This is a genomic window from Beijerinckia indica subsp. indica ATCC 9039 (genome assembly GCF_000019845.1).
GTDB lineage: Bacteria > Pseudomonadota > Alphaproteobacteria > Rhizobiales > Beijerinckiaceae > Beijerinckia > Beijerinckia indica.
Map to the genome: position 1 here is coordinate 452,583 of NC_010581.1, position 16,380 is coordinate 468,962.

Consider the following 16,380-nt stretch of genomic DNA (forward strand, 5'->3'; position numbering starts at 1 on the left):
TTGCCCCGTATTCATCCCCCACTGATTTTGTCATCTTCAGCACAAACAAAGAGACGATAAGAGGAAATCGCCGCTTTTTGCTGATTGTGAAGGCTATATGACTATATGTTCAGCAAAATCGTGTTTCCTATTTGACAAAGCGCGTGGGGCGAGCGCAAGGTGCACAGGAGAGGTCTGACATGAGACAGGCCCTTTTGTCGGCTCCCCTACGTGTGGCACTCCGTTTCTGGAATCATTTCACATTGCCAAGCCAGTCGGTTCGTTTCTGACGATTCGCCATGTGCGGATTATCTCGCGGGTCGTCTTTTGGCTAGGATTCCGTCGGGCGGAAAGAGGTTAGGGGCGTCTTTGCTCCAGGGTGAGCTCTTTAATCCAGTTTCAGCATAGCATCGGGAATGCGCCGAGACGATGCATCAAGACGATGCCATGCAGCCTTTGAGGCTTTGGAGACCGCTCGATGAACGATCAGGATCATGCGGAAGCCGCCAAGACAATGCCCTCCCACCGCATTCAACTGAGTGAGATCGCCCTTATAGGCGTCTATGAAATCTCTAAAATTCTGACTGCGCCGACCCGTCTTGAGACGACGCTCGCCAATGTCTTGAACCTGCTTTCGTCCTTCCTGCAGATGCGGCATGGCACGATCGTGTTGCTAGCCGATGACGGCGCGCCGGAAGTGGCGGTCGGAGCCGGCTGGACGGAAGAGGCCATGCCGGCGCCACAACGCTATCCGGAAAGGGCGATCGGCCAGATCGTGGCGACGGCCGTGCCGCTTGTCGTGCATAATGTCGCCGATCATGAACTCTTCGACGCGAATGATGTCGCGGCGCTCGCCTCAGGGGGCGCGAAGGTCTCCTTCATGGGTGTGCCGATCCGGGCCGGCGATCGCGTTGTCGGCACGCTCACAGTCGATCGCATCTGGGATGGCGAAAGCGTTTTCCGTTTCGATTCGGACGTGCGTTTCCTCGTGATGATCGCCAATCTGATCGGTCAAACGGTGAAATTGCATCGTGTCGTCGCGCGTGACCGCGATCGTTTGATCGAGGAAAGCCATCGTCTGCAAAAGGAAATCACCAAATTGCAGCCGATGCCGGTCAGCAAGGCGCGTGCTTCTGGTATCATTGGTGAAAGTCCGGCGATCCGTGCCGTTCTCGACAAGATTTCCATTGTCGCGCGTTCCAATGCGACCATGCTGCTGCGCGGTGAATCAGGCACAGGCAAGGAACTCTTCGCGCGTGCCTTGCATGAAATGTCACCGCGCGCCTCCCATGCCTTCGTCAAGGTCAATTGCGCGGCTCTTGCCGAGAGCGTTCTTGAATCGGAATTATTCGGTCATGAGAAAGGCGCGTTTACTGGCGCCGTGGCGACCCGCAAGGGCCGTTTTGAACTGGCCGATGGTGGCACGTTATTTCTGGATGAAATTGGCGAAATTTCGCTCTCTTTCCAGGCGAAGCTTTTGCGTGTGCTGCAAGAGGGTGAATTCGAGCGGGTCGGCGGCACCAAGACTCTCAAGGCCGATGTGCGTTTGATCACGGCCACCAACAAAAACCTTGAGGAAGCCGTGCGCAACGGCGAATTCCGCGCCGATCTTTATTATCGTATCAGCGTCGTGCCGGTGATATTGCCGCCCCTGCGGGAGCGCAGTAGCGATATTCCCTTGCTCGCCGCGCGTTTCCTCGAACAATTCAACGAGGTCAACGGACGCGATCTGGTTTTCAGCAAACAGGCGATGGAAGTGCTGAAATCCTGCTATTTTCCGGGCAATGTCCGAGAGCTCGAAAATTGCGTGCAACGGACCGCGACTTTCGCTGTGGGCGAGTCCATCGTGGCAACCGATTTCGCCTGCGGCCAGGATCAATGCCTTTCAGCGACACTCTGGAAGGGCAAGACCTCGGCCGAGGCCTGGCCGAGCAAAGCGATCGGTGGTCTTGGACCTTTCGGCTTGCCGGGCGGCCTGACGGAGCCTCCCCATCAGTCGCATCCGCATCATTTGGAGGCGCAGCATTTGGCGCATCCGCAGGCCTATTCGGCGCCGCCACTCGCGCCGCCCCCCGTCGCCGTGCCGCATATGCCGGCTTCCCCCGTGCCCGCCTCTTCTCATCCGCATGTCCCGCTTCCTCCGGTCACGCCGAAACCGGCTCCGAATGTCCAGGATGTCTGGGATGAAGGTGGAGTCCTGGTGGATGTTGGTGGTGGCGGCGATACAGAGCGCGCGCGGCTCCTGGAAGCGATGGAAAAAGCCGGTTGGGTTCAGGCCAAAGCCGCTCGCATCATGGGATTGACGCCGCGCCAGATCGGCTATGCCCTGCGTAAGCACGGGATCGAGATCAAAAAATTCTAGTATCCACCTTCATTGAAGCGCGACTTGTCGCAGTTCAATGAGGATAAGTGGATAAGTTTAAAAAGCGACATATCGAGAATCTGTGATTCTCGATACTAGCGCCGGGCAGTGACCATGTGGCAATTGGCTTATGCTTTCCTGTCGCGAGTCTGACGTTGCAAGTCTGACATAGACTCATTCCAAACAGGCAGACTGTCGGAGAAAAGGCAGGGCTTGGCTCAAGGCTCTTCCCGATAAATCAATGGCTTGGGTGGTGGTACAGGAATTGCTGCCCTTGTTTTCAGGTGTCTGTCTTGGATAGCCAGCGTCCATGAGAGACGGTGCCGCCTGAATTGGCTTTTGCCCCCGGTCGGAATGCGAGCCTCAGCACCGGGCCTTTGTTGTAAGGAGAATAGAGCATGTCCTACAAGATCATCGCTTCCCAGTGCACCGTCTGCGGTGCTTGCGAATTCGAATGCCCCAACGCGGCGATCTCGTTCAAGAACGAGACCTATGTGATCGACCCCAAGAAGTGCACCGAATGCGAAGGTGAGTTCGATCATCCGCAATGCGACAGCGTCTGCCCCGTGCCGCAGACCTGCGTTCCCGCGTAAGTTCGCCTGATCCGACCTTATGCCTGTGTGATTTTGACGCCGGCCTGCCCCAAGCAGCGCCGGCGTTTTTATGTCGGGAGAATGTCGTGGACGCGGAAAACGATCCAGCGCTCGATTGGCTCGGCCTGCCGGTCGATTGTCACACTTGTCCGCATCGCGCTTTTCTCGAAGACGGTCAGTGCCGGCCGGCTCATACCTGCATCCTGGACCGACGCATCAAACATATGGATCGGTTCCTGCGCAAACATCAGTCCATGGCTGACGGTTTTCTCGATCATCCCTATTTCGAATTGCGCGCGGTTGCGGCCAAACATGCCTCACTGTTTCGCATCGCGCCGATGGTTAATGATCTTGAGCCCGAAGTGCGTATGACCGTGGTCGCGCGCTTACCTTATGAGCGTGTCAAACATCTTGCCAATGATCCTGATCGGCGCGTGCGCATTGGCGTCGCGTTGAAAATGGAAGGGCAAGCGTTGATCGCGCGGCTCGGTGACTCCGATTATCATGTGCGGGTCGTCATCGTTCGCAAATTGTCTCCCGATCTTTTGCCGATTGCCATGCACGACCCGGAGCCGACGGTCAGGCGTTGGGTGGCGCGGCGTATTGTGGAAAATCGCCTGATCGACATGCGTCATGACAAGCATCCCATGGTCCGGCTCGATGTCGCCGAGCGCATGGCGCCCGAAAGTTTGTCGTTGTTCGTCGATGATCCCGATCTGCGCGTTCGCTTCGTTGCCGCGGAGCGGATTGGTCTCGATCAGGTCGCGCTCTTTAAAGATGACAGTGAATCGATCATCCGCGATCTTGTCGCCCAACGCCTGCGCGAAGGCGAACAATCCACTGCTCTCAAAATCGTCCTCTCGCCGGGTGATCCTCTTTCGCCCCTTGCCTGATGCTTCTTTGACAGTCGTTTCGTTTGTCCGGGGCTTTGTCGGAAAGCGGCCGACACATGTCCTTCTTTTGTGCATCGGAAGCTTTTGTCGCTTATCGTTCTCGGTGGGATTTAAAAATTGCCGGTTTGGCGGGCATTGAGACCGCCTTTATGAAGATGTCCTGACAAACAGGGAGAAGGCTGCATTCCAACGGCTAAAAACTGAACAGGGAATGTGGTGTTTCAAACAGGACAATCGAAAGGCTTCATAGCTTGTCGGGCTTCGAACAGGCGGCCTTTTTTAGAAAATCTCCAGGATTCAACCCATTAGATCTTCAGAAGATTGGCTCTGCTTGTGGCATGCTAGTTGCTCGCTAGCAGTCAGGCGATTTCGTTGAGCGGGATCGTAGACGAGCTTATCGGCGGCGGGGGGAGAGTGCGGTGCGCGCCCCTTTTAACCAATAGGTTCCAGCCAGAAGCGAGGATCAACATGGATTTGACAGAACGCGAAGTCGCGGAAGCGGCGATCAAGGCGGGCGCGAACGCCGACGAAATCATGAAGAAAATGGCCGAGCACAAGGGCTGCGAGACCGACAGCGACGGCGGCAAGAAGGCCAGCTGCGGTACGGCTGCTGGTGAGAACGATCTTCCGCCGGAAATCTGGGAAAAGGTCAAGAACCATCCCTGCTACAGCGAAGAAGCGCATCATCACTATGCTCGTATGCACGTTGCCGTGGCTCCGGCCTGCAACATTCAGTGCAACTATTGCAACCGCAAATATGATTGCGCCAACGAGTCCCGTCCGGGCGTCGTCTCCGAGCGTCTGACGCCGGAACAAGCCGCTAAGAAGGTTCTCGCGGTTGCTTCCACCATCCCGCAAATGACCGTTCTCGGCATTGCCGGCCCCGGCGACCCACTCGCCAATCCGGAAAAGACCTTCAAGACCTTCGACTTGATCGCGAAGACCGCTCCGGACATCAAGCTCTGCCTGTCCACCAACGGCCTGACGCTGCCCGACCATGTCGACACGATCGCCCGTTACAATGTCGATCACGTCACGATCACCGTGAACATGGTTGATGCGGAAGTCGGCGCCAAGATCTATCCCTGGATCTTCTACAAGCATAAACGCTACACCGGCAAGGAGGCCGCCCAGATCCTGACCGACCGTCAGATGCAGGGCCTTGAAATGCTGACCGAGCGCGGCATTCTCTCCAAGATCAACTCGGTGATGATCCCCGGCATCAACGACGAGCATCTGAAGGAAGTCAACAAGGCTGTCAAAGGCCGTGGCGCCTTCCTGCACAACATCATGCCGCTGATCTCCGCCGCCGAGCACGGCACGGTCTTCGGTCTGACCGGCCAGCGCGGTCCGACGGCGCAAGAACTGAAGCGCCTGCAGGACAGCTGCGAAGGTGAGATGAACATGATGCGTCACTGCCGTCAGTGCCGCGCGGATGCCGTCGGCCTCCTCGGTGAGGACCGCAGCGCCGAGTTCACCACCGAAAAGATCATGGAGATGGACGTCAACTACGATCTCGCGACCCGTCAGGCCTATCAAGCCCGCGTCGAAGAAGAGCGTAATGCCGTTGCCGGCGCCAAGGCTGCCGAACTCCAGATCCTGGCCGATGTCGAAAGCGACATCAAGATCCTCGTCGCGGTTGCCACCAAGGGCAGCGGCCGCATCAACGAGCATTTCGGTCATGCGTCTGAATTCCAGATCTATGAGCTGAGCACAGGCAAGGGTGCCCACTTCATCGGTCACCGCCGCGTCGACCTGTATTGCCAGGGCGGCTACGGCGAGGAAGACGCTCTCGAGACCGTCATCCGCGCCATCAAGGACTGCCATGCGGTGTTCGTCGCCAAGATCGGCGGCTGCCCGAAGAAGGACCTTCTCGCGGCCGGTATCGAAGCGATCGACGAATTCGCTCATGAGTTCATCGAGAAGTCCGCGATCACCTACTTCAAGCGTTATCTCGAAGGCGTGAAGGATGGTTCGATCACTCACGTTGAAAAGGGTGATGCCGAAATCCGTCCCGGCGAAGTCGCGGTGGACGTGGTCGCTGCTGAATAATCCCTTAAGCGATCTCTATCGGGGCGCTTCGGCGCCCCGATATACGGGTTACCCGCACCTTTTCTCCTGATCCTTTTCAAGGAGCGATTCAATGTCATTGAAAATCGCGGTCTCATGTGTCAATTGTTCGGCCTGCGAGGCAGAATGCCCGAACGAAGCCATTAGCGCCGGCGAGGGGATCTATGTGATCGATCCTGCCAAGTGCACGGAATGCATTGGTTTTCATGACGACCCTCAATGCGCGCTGGTTTGTCCTGTTGAAGAGACCTGCGTGATCGATGACAATTATCCCCGTTACCAGGCTGCCTGATCATGGACGATCTCAACGTTACGATTACCCCTGCCGCTGACAAATTCGTGCGGCGTATGCTGCGTTTCGATGGTGGTCCGAACAGCGGTTTGCGGCTGTCTGTTGCTCCGGGTGGCTGCTCCGGTCTTTCCGCCGAATTCGCGGTCGTTGATAAACCAACGGCGAGCGAGACCGTGCATGAGACCAATGGCCTGCGCTTTTTCATCGATGCTCAGAGCAAGGTTCTCCTGCAGGGCGTGACTATGGATTTCGTCGAGACCCCGACTTCGGCCGGTCTGAAATTCCATGATCCCAAGGCTGTTTCCACCTGTGGCAGCCATTCGGCTCCGAGCCTCGATCTCCACGATCACAAGCACTAGGAGTTGATGGAATGAGCATGGCGACCGGCTATGGCGAGCAGGCGCCAGTTCAAGACGTCGAAGCCCTGCTAGGAGCGGGCTTACCGAAAGAGGCGGCGCAGCATCTCGATCTTGCTGCGAGCCTGTATCACAAGGATGATGTCGCGCTTGATCATTTGCGGCAGGCCGAGCGGATCGCGCCGGCACATCCTGCTGTCTTGATCGGCCTTTATCGTTTTTATTTCTACAAAGGCCGCTTGGCTGAATGCCTCGAAGTGGCGCTTGTCTGCCTTTCCGAGGCCGCGCATCATAATAATCTTCCCGACGATTGGCGGCAGGTTCAGCGCGGCGACGCGGAATTCAGTTCCTATGACATGATGCCGCGTTTCTTTCTCTTCGTTCTGAAGGGGTATGCCTATCTTCAGATGAGGCTTGGGAATCTCGACGAGGGTCTGGCGGCCGTCATGAAATTGCTGGATCTCGACCCGAGCGACAAGATCGGCGCCACTTTATTGCTCGAAGTCCATCAGCGGATGGGGCAGGATGATGACGACTGAGGCGGATGAGGCCCGCGACTGGCAGGGTCGCGAACTCACATGTGAAGGCTGTCCGCATCAAGCCTTGCAGGCCGAAGGGAAATGCCAGCTCAAGCAGGCCTGCGTGCGCGATCGTTATGCGCGGCGCATCGACCGGTTCTTCAATTGGAATCCGTCACTCGCCAATGAGCATCTGAACGATCCGTTTTTCGAGGTGCGTGCGGTGGCGGCCAAACATGCGGATGTTTTCCGCTTGCCGGCGCTACTCAACGATCCCGACGAGACCGTGCGCTGGGCGGCGGCCGCTCGCCTGCCGGATTCCTATATGGCGCGCCTGCGCAATGACCCGCATCGCGAGGTCAGGATCCGTGTGGTGTCGCGTCTGGACGAGGCCGGTCTGGTCTCGATGATTCACGATCCTGATTATTATGTGCGCACTATGGTCGCGCGGCGTCTGTCGCCATCGACCCTGCCGCTGATGATCAATGATCCAGAGATCGAAGTCCGGCGGACGGTGGTGCATCGGATTGATCCCTCCCAGCTGATGCGCATGGCCAAGGACAAGGAGCCGGCCATTCGCCTGGAAGTGGCACAAAGATTGTCTAATGAGCAGTTGATCGAACTCAAAGACGATCCCGATTGGCGTGTGCGTTACGAAGTTGCCGAACGGATCGATGTCAAAGCTTTGGGTTCCTTGGTGAATGATCCCGATCCGCTGGTTTCCGAATTGGCTCGGCAGCGTTTGCATGAGGCCGAAGGGGCGCAAGCCGCTGAAGGCGAGGCGAGTGATCGGTTCGGCACGGCTTCTTGAGCCCGCAACGGGAGGTCGAGGCCCGCGTCGATTTTCCGACTAATTTTTGTGTCCTGGATTCTCTCTTGTGAGGAGGGGCTTGAATGACCAATATCAGCCGCGATAGCGATGTGGTTGAGCTTAATGAGCCGCCACGTTTCAATTATGGACAACGGGTGCGCACCAAGCGCACGGTCCGCAACGACGGCACCTATTGCGGCAAGGACGTGGGCGACGTTCTCGCTAAAAAGGGCGAGGAAGGCTATGTCATGAACATAGGAACCTTCCTGCAGCAGCATTATATTTTTGGCGTCGAGTTCATTCTGACCGGCAATAAGGTCGGCATGAAGACCAGGGAACTCGAGGCTGTCGATGATGATGACGACGCACCGGCTCCGAAGAAAAAAGCGCCGAAGGCTTCAACCGAAGGAGAAGAATGATGGAGCCAGGGGGTGGACATCCGCCGCGATTCCAATGGGGGCAGCGGGTTCAGGCGACCGAAGATCTGTATAATGATGGATCTTATCCGGATCAGCCGCTCGATGCGCTTCTCGTCAAGGAAGGGGATCTCGGTGAGATCGTCAATGTCGGCGTGATCAGCGAAACCAATCGTCCGCTTTACCTGGTCGAATTCGATGGCCAGAGATTGGTCGTGGGTTGCCTCGAAGAAGAACTGGCGCCTGTTTAATCATTCCGTCACGGAAAAGAATGTCGTGAAGGCGACGTTGGTTGCCTGATCATTGGGCAAAGAATGGACATTCTCTTGAACTTTGCAAAGGAGCGCCCGGCGGGCGCTCCTTTTTGTTTGAGCGCTTCCGTTCTACATCTTTGTTTCCACGAAGCCAGTGGCCATAAAATTGCATCCTTTAGGAGATAATCATTTTGGCGGATGGATTTGCGCGCCCGTTCCACTCTTGGAGAGGATTGGGCGGCGAGAGATGACAGGCCAGTGACATGATCTATCTCGATAATAATGCCACGACGGCTGTGGCGCCCGAAGCGATCGAAGCCATGGCCGAATGCATGCGCAGTGGCCCGACCAATCCTTCGAGCAAGCACAAGGCAGGCGAGTGCAGCAAGGAATCCGTCATGCAGGCGCGTGGCGAGGTTGCGCGCTTTCTGTCCTGTTCGCCGCCAGAAATCGTCTTCACGAGCTGCGGCACCGAATCCAACCATATGGCCATTTTGGGCGCGCTCGCTCTCAATCCCGATAAAAAACATATTGTCGCGAGCGCCGTCGAACATCCGTCCTGCCTGGAGCTTTTGCGCCATCTCGAAAAGCAGGGCGTCGCGGTGAGCTATGTGCCGGTGGATGCGCAAGGCCAATTGGATGCCGCCGCGGTCGCTTCGAGCATTCGGCCCGATACGGCGCTGGTGACGGTCATGTGGGCGAATAACGAGACCGGCGTCATTTTCCCCATCGAGGCCATTGCCGCGATCACCAAGGAAAAAGGCGTTCTGTTCCATACCGACGCGGTGCAGGCGGTCAGCAAGATTCCGGTCGATCTCAAACAAGTGCCGGTCGATCTTTTGTCGCTCTCCGGCCATAAGCTGCATGGCCCGACGGGCATTGGTGTTCTCTTTGTGCGCAAGGGGATCAAACTTCCTTCGCAGATCTTCGGCCACCAGGAACGGGCGCGTCGCGGAGGCACGGAGAATGTTCCGGGCATTATCGGTCTCGGCAAGGCGGCGGTGCTCGCGCAGAAGGAATTGGCTGAACAGCAGGTTCAGCTCGCCGCCCTGCGTGACCGTTTGGAGGCGGCGGTGCTTGCCGCCGTTCCGATCGCGACAGTCAATGGCGCCGGTGCCAAGCGTGTCTCGAATACGACCAATATCAGGTTCGGCAATCTCGAGGCCGAACTGCTTCTCGAACGTCTTGATCGCGCCGGTATTTGTGCGTCCGCTGGCGCTGCGTGTACCTCGGCGGGGACGGAGCCGTCGCATGTGTTGCTGGCGATGGGGGTTGACGAACGCGGCGCTTTGTCGTCGATAAGATTCTCCCTGGGCCGTGATAATACAGCGGCGGATATAGACACGCTTCTCGAAGTGCTGCCCGGGATCGTGAACGAAGCAGCCGCCATCGCCGCTTGAGGCTTGCGCGGCTGTGGCATCACATCCAAAAGGAAACACTTTTGGAGTCGTGATGCGTTTTCAAAAGCCGGAGCGGATGTCCGATGGATTTCGGGCTTTGTTCCAAGGCGGATGCGGTGGCTTGAGGAGAATGCGATGAAGATCATGCTGCGTAAGGACGGTGCCGGTCAATTGTCGGTCTATGTGCCGAAAAAGGACCTCGAGGAGCCGATCGTCTCCATGGAAAAGCCGGACATGTGGGGCGGCATCGTGACTCTTGGCAATGGCTGGCAGCTTGAATTGCCGGAAGCCGGCCCTGGCACGGTTCTTCCTTGCACCGTCGAAGCACGTAAATTGAACGATGATTGAGTGAGGTTATGGCCAATCTCAGTACTGAAAATCTGGCCGAAATCGAAACCATGCTGGCGGGACCAGAGGCGGATCCATCCGTCTTGCAGGATTTCCGTCAGCGGTTTCCGGGCGTATCCCTGACCCGTTGCGATCCAAGCGATGTGGATGGGGAGAAGCCTTACAAGGAATTTCCCCGTTTCACGCTGTACCTCGTGAGCGCGGCGAATCATTGCGTGACGATCACGCGCGATCCCGAGATCGCGACGGGAATCATCGTCGTGCAGAACAGGAAAAAATCATGAGTGCGAACCTGATTCCCCTCTGCGACCCGGACATGTCGCAGGCGGAATTGGATGCCGTCCTCGAAGTCTTGCAATCCGCCAATATTACGTCGGGTGACACGGTCGAAGCTTTCGAGGAAGCTTTCGCACGTTATCTCGGACGTAAATATGCGGTCGCGACATCGAGCGGCACCATGGGGCTGATGTTGGTGCTCGACGCCTACGGCCTTGGCCCGGGCGCGGAGGTCATTACCTCACCGCATTCCTTCCGTGAAATCGCGCATGCAATCAGCCTGCGCGGCGCCTTTCCGATTTTCGCGGATATCGATTACTGGTCTGGCTGCATGCAGCCAGCCAAGGCTGAGAATAAACTCAGCGACAAAACCAGGGCATTGTTGGTCAGCAATGTGAACGGTCATCCGGCTGCCTGGACCGAATTCCGCGAACTCGCCGATAAATACAAGCTGATCCTGATCGAGGATTCGAGCGAGGCCATTGGTTCGACCTACAAAAATTCTCTCGTCGGTACATTCGGCGATTGTTCTGTGTTTGATTTCTCACAACCCGGTCCGTTGGTTTGCGGCCAGGGCGGTATGGTCGTCACCGATGATATCGACGTCTATATGGCCTTGCGGCGTTACCGTAACCATAGGCTTGACGAAAGGTCATCCGTCGTCGTAGGTCGCGCGCCAGCATACAATGGCACCATGAGTAATCTTTCGGCGGCTCTGGGTCTCGTTCAGTTGCAACGTTTGGAGCTTATTCTCGAACGGCGCAAACGGACGGAATTCTGGTATTTCGACTACGTCAAATCCTTCGAGGGGATCAAGGATCCCTATATCGGGCCGGATGTGACGGAAGTGCATTGGTTTCTCTATATCGTCCATCTCGGCACACGTTTCTCGCGGTCGAGCCGGGACGGTATCATTGAAGATCTGATCAAGGAAGAGATCGAAGCGGCGGCTTATTCTGTCCCCATGCATCTGCAGCCGCATTATTTCGATCTAGGCTATCGCAAGAAAGACTTCCTGGTGACGGAAAAAGTTGCCGATCGCGCGGTGGCTTTGCCCTTCCATGCTCATCTGACCGAAGATCAAATCGCCTTCATTGTCGGTTCGATGAAGGATGCGTCAATTAATATCGGTGCTGGTGCTGAAATTACCCTTTGAGGAGAGGCAGTGACGCCTCGCCTCTTTGTCTGAAGCAGTGTTGGTCTAGTTAAATTAGAGGATCTGAGGTTCATGCCTATCGTGACAATTAAGCCCCAAGACAAGACGCAAGAAGGGGCTGAGGGGACAACTCTCCGCGAGGTGATCATCGCCGCGGGTATTCCCTTGAATGAATGCACCTGTGCCAAGGGATATTTCGACAATTGTCATGCCTTCATTACGGAAGGCAAGAAGAGCCTCGGCAAGGCGACCCGCGAGGAAAATGAACGTCTCGACCAGATCGTCGGCGTCGGTTCCAAGTCGCGTCTTATCTGCGAAGCAAAACTTGGCCCGGAAAATGTTACGGTCGAACTGCTTGGTGCGCTGTCCGGCTGATTGGGTCAGTTGGATGAAGCGCGATTGGATAAGGAGTGCCCCATGCATAATGCTGAAGTCGTGATCCAGGTTCGCTACAATCCTAAGGGCGAATGCGTTTTCTGTGGTGAAGCGCCGGCCGGCGTCAGCCCGCAGGATTGGCATAACCATCTTTCCAACAATCTCCCGATCCATCCCTTGGCGGGCGGTCGTGCGGCCTTCTACACCACAAATGAAGATCTCGCCCGCTTCAAGGCCATGGAAGGCGCGAAACTAGAGGCTTTCTGATGAATCAGCAATCGCTCGAAGAGATTCACGCGGCGCTTGTGGGCGGTCTTCTCATCCCCTATGTGGGGCCGGGAGCCTTGACGCTCGTTCCTGGTGAATGTCCGCTTCCGGTAGGACCCGAAGTTCTGGTCGAAAAGCTGACCGCCAAGGCGACCGTTCCGCACAAGATCCGCAAGAATCTTTCGGCGGCTGCGCAGTTCATCGAGAACTTCAAACATCGCAAAACGATCAACGCGGTGATGACTGCGGCTTTCGAGCCGCATGTCGAACCGACCGATCTGCATCGTTTCATCGCCTCATGGCCCAAATTGCCGCTTGTCGTCCATGCTTGGTACGACGATCTCATGCTGCAAGCGCTCGCAGCTCGCGACAATTGGGGGTTCGTGCAGGCGGTGAGCCAAGCCGAACATCTCGCGACCTGGGTCCATTATTTCAATAAGGATGGGTCCAAGATCGAGACGGAACAGGAATTGGCGGTCGCCGAAACCTGGGACACCATGCTCTATGAGCCCTGGGGGTCCGTGCGTCCGGAAGGCAATTTCCTCGTGTCCGATTCCGATTACGTCGAAGTTCTGACGGAAATCGATATTCAGACGCCTATCCCTGAAAAGGTTAAGGAAATCCGCAAAAATCGGCATTTCCTCTTCCTCGGTTGCCGTTTCCAGACACAATTGGAACGGATCTTCGCCTTCCAAATCCTCAAGCGTTCGTCCGATAAACATTGGGCGGTCATGCCGGAAAAGCCGACAAAGAACGAACTCAAGTTCTTTGAAAAATATAATGTCGAACTGATCGATACGCCGCTGGCGGAATTTTTGGGCCAACTGGTCCAGAAGGAAGCGCTCCCGGCCTGACTCCATACTCCCGTAAACGGTCCATGTTTACGGGAGTCTATGTTGTCCGGATCCCGTGAGCCCGTTCTTGTCCTGCAAATCGAACTGGTTTAACTAGAAGAGGCTTTTAGCCTTGAAAAGACCAATGATGCGGTTCCGGTCGCGTCATTGGGAGAAATGGTTTCGTCTTTCGTGTCTTCTCCTCAAGACTCTTCAACTCCTTTCGACCGGATCGGTGGCCAGGCGCGTATCGATGCTCTGGTTGATTCCTTCTATCGTCGTATGGATACATTGCCCGAGGCCAAGGTCATTCGGGACATGCATGCCGATGATCTGGGACCGGTTGGTGAGGTTTTGAAGCGCTATCTTGGGGAATGGCTCGGAGGACCGAAGCTCTATTCGCAGGAACGCGGTCATCCTCGTCTTCGTATGCGGCACAGGCATTTTCAGATTGGTCCGGCGGAGCGCGACGCCTGGATGTTATGTATGCAAGGTGCCGTCGAGGAAGTGATCGATGATCCGGCCTTGCGATCGCAATTACTGAACTCTTTCTATAAATTGGCGGACTGGGTCCGCAACGACGATGGAAACCCGCATGACGCTCACAATTGATAAGACGGTTTTCGCGCCCCTTGATGCTGAGGGACGTTTAACGCACGCCATCATCAAGGAAGAAATCAGTCCCGGCCGCTTTGGATTCAGGGGTGAATTGGCTCTTAAGTTCCAGCAGACCATGGCTGATGAGAAGCGTCCGCCGGAATTGTCAGCTTGGCAGGTGTTTGTCACGGCTCGTGAAGGTGAGCCGGCGTTCGAACTCTTCATGTGCTACATGCTTTCCTTCGAATATCTGAGCATCATGCTGGATGTTGTTGGTCACCTCTTCAAACCAGGTGGTAAATATTTCATCTATTCCAACAATCAGGATCTTCTGCAGAAATATCGCATCACCATCAACGGTGTGTTGTTCTATTGCCTCCCGATTGGCGAAGCGACAGCTTATAATGAATTCCTTGAATTGTTGTTCATCGACAAGAATGACATCAAGAAGCTCAATACCGCCGGTAAGATGGAATACATCGTCAATGAGGCGATGAAGTTCGATGCGGATTGGGAAGAAATCTCCTATGAAGAAGGCATCAAGCGGATGGGTCCGGTCCGTAATCCCAACGAGAACCGCCCGGTTTGATGCTGATTGCATACAGCTCAATTTCCTGAACGATTGAAGCCGCCCTTTGGGCGGCTTTTTCATTTCAAGGCTTTGTCTGTTGCCTGAGCAGAGTCGAAGACAAGGATGATCGCGGCCCATGCAGGAAAACAAAGGCCGGTGGCTTGGCACGCGCCAAGCCGGCGCATTGGTTTTCCGGGCGACGGTAGCGGGCAAGTGCCAAGGCAGCAGGGGCCTGCGAAGCCTTCAAGGTCGAGCCGGGCCTATCGATAATCACCATGGGCAAGAGATGGGCGATCTCCCGCCAATGTCTCCAAAGATGGAACTGGCGAAAATTATCGGCGCCCATGATCCAGACGAAATGAATTTTCGGATAGTGGCGCACCAGATACCGGAGCGTTTCGTGTGTGTAGGCGGTGCCGATCCCTGCCTCTACACCTGAGACATGGATGCGCGGATGCTGTTTCACAGTCTCAGCCATGCGCATACGCGCTTCGACGGACGGCAGGCCTGCATGATCCTTGAGGGGATTGCCTGGGCTGACCAGCCACCAAATGCGATCGAGCCGCAAACGGCGCAGAGCAATCAGGCTCGCCAGCCGATGCGCTTCATGCGGCGGATTGAAACTGCCGCCGAAGAGGCCGATGCTCTGGCCGTCTCCGTGAGGCGGGACGCGGGCTAGATATTTGTCCTGGCGCGGCCGAAGCTCATGGACGGATTTGTCCATTTCCATGCACACGATATTTGAATGAGGTCAATTGTTCGAGGCCCACAGGGCCACGCGCATGCAGGCGTCCCGTCGCAATGCCGATCTCGGCACCGAAGCCGAATTCGCCACCATCGGCGAATTGTGTCGAAGCATTATGCATGACGATTGCAGAATCGACCTCGGCGAGAAACCTGTCTGCGGCTTCTTGATCCTCGGTGATGATGCAATCTGTATGATGCGACCCATGCGTCTCGATGTGAGCAATGGCTTTATTCAGTCCGTCAATGACGCGGACGGCGATAATGGCGTCGGAATATTCCGTCCGCCAATCGGATTCCATGGCGGCCGTGACGCGCGGATCGATGGTCTGTGTCGCCGCGTCGCCGCGTATAGCGCAGCCGGCATCGAGCAACATGCGGGTGAGCGGTGCCAGATGCGTCGCCATGCAGGCTTCGTCGACGAGCAGGATTTCGGCGGCACCGCATACACCCGGTCGGCGCAATTTAGCATTGCGGATAATGATCGCGGCTTTCTCGAGATCGGCAGCGCGATGGACGAAAATATGATTGACGCCTTCGAGATGAGCGAAGACGGGAACGCGGGCCTCCGCCTGGACGCGGGCGACAAGACTTTTGCCGCCGCGTGGCACAATGACGTCGATGGTGCCGTCAAGGCCCTTGAGCATTTCCCCAACGGCCGCCCGATCGCGCGTCGGCACAAGACTGACGGCTGCTTCCGGGAGGCCCGCAGCGCGCAAGCCTTCGGTCAAACAGGCATGGATGATGGTGGCGGAAAAGAAACTTTCCGAGCCGCCGCGCAGGATCGCGGCATTGCCCGCCTTGAGACACAGCGCGCCGGCATCGGCAGTGACGGCGGGCCGGCTTTCATAGATGATGCCGATCACGCCGAGCGGTGTCGCGACACGCTCGATCACGAGACCATTCGGCCGCTCGTAACGGGCGAGCATGCGTCCGACGGGATCAGGCAAGGCGGCGATTTCATCGAGACCGCGGGCAATTGCCTCGATGCGTTTGTCATCGAGGGTGAGGCGGTCGAGAAAAGCGGCGTTGGCGTCTTGTGCCTTGGCGCCTTCGAGATCACGGGCATTGGCGAGCAGAAGATCCTGGGTGCGTTTGCGTAATTGCTCCGCCGCAACCCGCAAGGCCAGGTTCTTGGCTTCGGTCGAGGCCAGCGAAAGAGCATGAGCGCTGGCTCGTGCTTGCTGGCCGAGTGCATGCATCAGCGCGGGCACATCGGTCTCGGATCTGTTCGAAACGAGTTGTAAGGCGTCCATCGCCGATGCTCCT

General features: G+C 56.6%; 21 protein-coding genes. 19 read left to right on the forward strand and 2 right to left on the reverse strand.

Annotated features, from left to right (window positions below; genetic code table 11):
* The first annotated feature begins 457 nt into the window (after positions 1 to 457).
* The 19 genes from nifA (at position 458) to BIND_RS02085 (ending at position 14,385) form a co-directional block, all read left to right on the forward strand.
* Positions 458 to 2,341: a nif-specific transcriptional activator NifA gene (gene nifA / locus BIND_RS01995; RefSeq protein WP_012383404.1), complete on the forward strand. Its 1,884-nt coding sequence runs from the start codon at positions 458 to 460 to the stop codon at positions 2,339 to 2,341.
* Between the two features lie 398 nt (positions 2,342 to 2,739).
* On the forward strand, positions 2,740 to 2,934 hold the full coding sequence (locus BIND_RS02000; RefSeq protein WP_012383405.1) for a 4Fe-4S dicluster domain-containing protein: 195 nt from the start codon (positions 2,740 to 2,742) through the stop codon (positions 2,932 to 2,934).
* Positions 2,935 to 3,020: 86 nt separating this feature from the next.
* Positions 3,021 to 3,827, forward strand: a complete 807-nt coding sequence (locus BIND_RS02005; protein WP_012383406.1) for a 4Fe4S-binding leucine-rich repeat protein — start codon at positions 3,021 to 3,023, stop codon at positions 3,825 to 3,827.
* Positions 3,828 to 4,361: 534 nt separating this feature from the next.
* On the forward strand, positions 4,362 to 5,879 hold the full coding sequence (gene nifB / locus BIND_RS02010) for a nitrogenase cofactor biosynthesis protein NifB (RefSeq protein WP_244396002.1): 1,518 nt from the start codon (positions 4,362 to 4,364) through the stop codon (positions 5,877 to 5,879).
* 91 nt (positions 5,880 to 5,970) lie between these two features.
* Positions 5,971 to 6,189 (forward strand): YfhL family 4Fe-4S dicluster ferredoxin, encoded by a 219-nt coding sequence (locus BIND_RS02015; RefSeq protein ID WP_012383408.1) that lies wholly within the window; start codon positions 5,971 to 5,973, stop codon positions 6,187 to 6,189.
* A 2-nt stretch (positions 6,190 to 6,191) separates the two neighbouring features.
* On the forward strand, positions 6,192 to 6,548 hold the full coding sequence (locus BIND_RS02020; RefSeq protein ID WP_012383409.1) for a HesB/IscA family protein: 357 nt from the start codon (positions 6,192 to 6,194) through the stop codon (positions 6,546 to 6,548).
* Between the two features lie 11 nt (positions 6,549 to 6,559).
* A complete protein-coding gene (locus BIND_RS02025; protein ID WP_012383410.1) occupies positions 6,560 to 7,084 on the forward strand; it encodes a tetratricopeptide repeat protein in 525 nt (174 codons plus the stop codon).
* A complete protein-coding gene (locus tag BIND_RS02030) occupies positions 7,074 to 7,874 on the forward strand; it encodes a 4Fe4S-binding leucine-rich repeat protein (protein WP_012383411.1) in 801 nt (266 codons plus the stop codon). Before BIND_RS02025 ends, BIND_RS02030 begins: the two co-directional genes overlap by 11 nt.
* 83 nt (positions 7,875 to 7,957) lie before the next feature.
* Positions 7,958 to 8,293, forward strand: coding sequence for a nitrogen fixation protein NifZ (locus tag BIND_RS02035; protein WP_012383412.1), 336 nt, complete (start codon positions 7,958 to 7,960; stop codon positions 8,291 to 8,293).
* Entirely contained in the window at positions 8,293 to 8,541 is a 249-nt protein-coding gene (locus BIND_RS02040) for a nitrogen fixation protein NifZ (RefSeq protein ID WP_012383413.1), read from the forward strand. Before BIND_RS02035 ends, BIND_RS02040 begins: the two co-directional genes overlap by 1 nt.
* 266 nt (positions 8,542 to 8,807) lie before the next feature.
* A complete protein-coding gene (locus tag BIND_RS02045; RefSeq protein ID WP_012383414.1) occupies positions 8,808 to 9,944 on the forward strand; it encodes a cysteine desulfurase family protein in 1,137 nt (378 codons plus the stop codon).
* A gap of 135 nt (positions 9,945 to 10,079) precedes the next feature.
* Entirely contained in the window at positions 10,080 to 10,292 is a 213-nt protein-coding gene (gene nifT / locus BIND_RS02050) for a putative nitrogen fixation protein NifT (RefSeq protein WP_012383415.1), read from the forward strand.
* A gap of 8 nt (positions 10,293 to 10,300) precedes the next feature.
* The gene (locus tag BIND_RS02055) at positions 10,301 to 10,576 is read left to right on the forward strand and encodes a hypothetical protein (RefSeq protein WP_012383416.1); all 276 of its coding nucleotides are present in this window, start codon (positions 10,301 to 10,303) and stop codon (positions 10,574 to 10,576) included.
* On the forward strand, positions 10,573 to 11,724 hold the full coding sequence (locus BIND_RS02060) for a DegT/DnrJ/EryC1/StrS family aminotransferase (protein ID WP_012383417.1): 1,152 nt from the start codon (positions 10,573 to 10,575) through the stop codon (positions 11,722 to 11,724). Before BIND_RS02055 ends, BIND_RS02060 begins: the two co-directional genes overlap by 4 nt.
* A 72-nt stretch (positions 11,725 to 11,796) precedes the next feature.
* Positions 11,797 to 12,099, forward strand: coding sequence for a 2Fe-2S iron-sulfur cluster-binding protein (locus BIND_RS02065; protein ID WP_012383418.1), 303 nt, complete (start codon positions 11,797 to 11,799; stop codon positions 12,097 to 12,099).
* A gap of 42 nt (positions 12,100 to 12,141) precedes the next feature.
* Positions 12,142 to 12,366, forward strand: coding sequence for a hypothetical protein (locus tag BIND_RS02070; RefSeq protein ID WP_012383419.1), 225 nt, complete (start codon positions 12,142 to 12,144; stop codon positions 12,364 to 12,366).
* The gene (locus tag BIND_RS02075; protein ID WP_012383420.1) at positions 12,366 to 13,220 is read left to right on the forward strand and encodes an SIR2 family NAD-dependent protein deacylase; all 855 of its coding nucleotides are present in this window, start codon (positions 12,366 to 12,368) and stop codon (positions 13,218 to 13,220) included. Before BIND_RS02070 ends, BIND_RS02075 begins: the two co-directional genes overlap by 1 nt.
* Before the next feature lie 156 nt (positions 13,221 to 13,376).
* A complete protein-coding gene (locus tag BIND_RS02080; protein WP_012383421.1) occupies positions 13,377 to 13,811 on the forward strand; it encodes a group II truncated hemoglobin in 435 nt (144 codons plus the stop codon).
* A complete protein-coding gene (locus tag BIND_RS02085) occupies positions 13,795 to 14,385 on the forward strand; it encodes a hypothetical protein (RefSeq protein ID WP_012383422.1) in 591 nt (196 codons plus the stop codon). The genes BIND_RS02080 and BIND_RS02085 overlap by 17 nt, the downstream gene beginning before the upstream one ends.
* Before the next feature lie 64 nt (positions 14,386 to 14,449).
* Here BIND_RS02085 and BIND_RS02090 read toward each other — a convergent pair whose 3' ends face one another.
* Both BIND_RS02090 and BIND_RS02095 read right to left on the reverse strand, forming a co-directional pair.
* Positions 14,450 to 15,097 (reverse strand): nicotinate-nucleotide adenylyltransferase, encoded by a 648-nt coding sequence (locus BIND_RS02090; protein ID WP_012383423.1) that lies wholly within the window; start codon positions 15,095 to 15,097, stop codon positions 14,450 to 14,452.
* Complete coding sequence (locus BIND_RS02095) at positions 15,072 to 16,367, reverse strand: glutamate-5-semialdehyde dehydrogenase (protein ID WP_012383424.1); 1,296 nt, start codon at positions 16,365 to 16,367, stop codon at positions 15,072 to 15,074. Before BIND_RS02095 ends, BIND_RS02090 begins: the two co-directional genes overlap by 26 nt.
* Positions 16,368 to 16,380: the final 13 nt, after the last annotated feature.

What these genes read in the sequence shown, in the direction of transcription:
- nifA (WP_012383404.1), top strand. Translation starts at nt 458, where the DNA reads ATGAACGATCAGGATCATGCGGAAGCCGCCAAGACAATGCCCTCCCAC.
- BIND_RS02000 (WP_012383405.1), top strand. Translation starts at nt 2,740, where the DNA reads ATGTCCTACAAGATCATCGCTTCCCAGTGCACCGTCTGCGGTGCTTGC.
- nifB (WP_244396002.1), top strand. Translation starts at nt 4,362, where the DNA reads ATGAAGAAAATGGCCGAGCACAAGGGCTGCGAGACCGACAGCGACGGC.
- BIND_RS02015 (WP_012383408.1), top strand. Translation starts at nt 5,971, where the DNA reads ATGTCATTGAAAATCGCGGTCTCATGTGTCAATTGTTCGGCCTGCGAG.
- BIND_RS02020 (WP_012383409.1), top strand. Translation starts at nt 6,192, where the DNA reads ATGGACGATCTCAACGTTACGATTACCCCTGCCGCTGACAAATTCGTG.
- BIND_RS02025 (WP_012383410.1), top strand. Translation starts at nt 6,560, where the DNA reads ATGAGCATGGCGACCGGCTATGGCGAGCAGGCGCCAGTTCAAGACGTC.
- BIND_RS02030 (WP_012383411.1), top strand. Translation starts at nt 7,074, where the DNA reads ATGACGACTGAGGCGGATGAGGCCCGCGACTGGCAGGGTCGCGAACTC.
- BIND_RS02035 (WP_012383412.1), top strand. Translation starts at nt 7,958, where the DNA reads ATGACCAATATCAGCCGCGATAGCGATGTGGTTGAGCTTAATGAGCCG.
- BIND_RS02040 (WP_012383413.1), top strand. Translation starts at nt 8,293, where the DNA reads ATGGAGCCAGGGGGTGGACATCCGCCGCGATTCCAATGGGGGCAGCGG.
- BIND_RS02045 (WP_012383414.1), top strand. Translation starts at nt 8,808, where the DNA reads ATGATCTATCTCGATAATAATGCCACGACGGCTGTGGCGCCCGAAGCG.
- nifT (WP_012383415.1), top strand. Translation starts at nt 10,080, where the DNA reads ATGAAGATCATGCTGCGTAAGGACGGTGCCGGTCAATTGTCGGTCTAT.
- BIND_RS02055 (WP_012383416.1), top strand. Translation starts at nt 10,301, where the DNA reads ATGGCCAATCTCAGTACTGAAAATCTGGCCGAAATCGAAACCATGCTG.
- BIND_RS02060 (WP_012383417.1), top strand. Translation starts at nt 10,573, where the DNA reads ATGAGTGCGAACCTGATTCCCCTCTGCGACCCGGACATGTCGCAGGCG.
- BIND_RS02065 (WP_012383418.1), top strand. Translation starts at nt 11,797, where the DNA reads ATGCCTATCGTGACAATTAAGCCCCAAGACAAGACGCAAGAAGGGGCT.
- BIND_RS02070 (WP_012383419.1), top strand. Translation starts at nt 12,142, where the DNA reads ATGCATAATGCTGAAGTCGTGATCCAGGTTCGCTACAATCCTAAGGGC.
- BIND_RS02075 (WP_012383420.1), top strand. Translation starts at nt 12,366, where the DNA reads ATGAATCAGCAATCGCTCGAAGAGATTCACGCGGCGCTTGTGGGCGGT.
- BIND_RS02080 (WP_012383421.1), top strand. Translation starts at nt 13,377, where the DNA reads ATGGTTTCGTCTTTCGTGTCTTCTCCTCAAGACTCTTCAACTCCTTTC.
- BIND_RS02085 (WP_012383422.1), top strand. Translation starts at nt 13,795, where the DNA reads ATGACGCTCACAATTGATAAGACGGTTTTCGCGCCCCTTGATGCTGAG.
- BIND_RS02090 (WP_012383423.1), bottom strand. Translation starts at nt 15,097, where the DNA reads ATGGAAATGGACAAATCCGTCCATGAGCTTCGGCCGCGCCAGGACAAA.
- BIND_RS02095 (WP_012383424.1), bottom strand. Translation starts at nt 16,367, where the DNA reads ATGGACGCCTTACAACTCGTTTCGAACAGATCCGAGACCGATGTGCCC.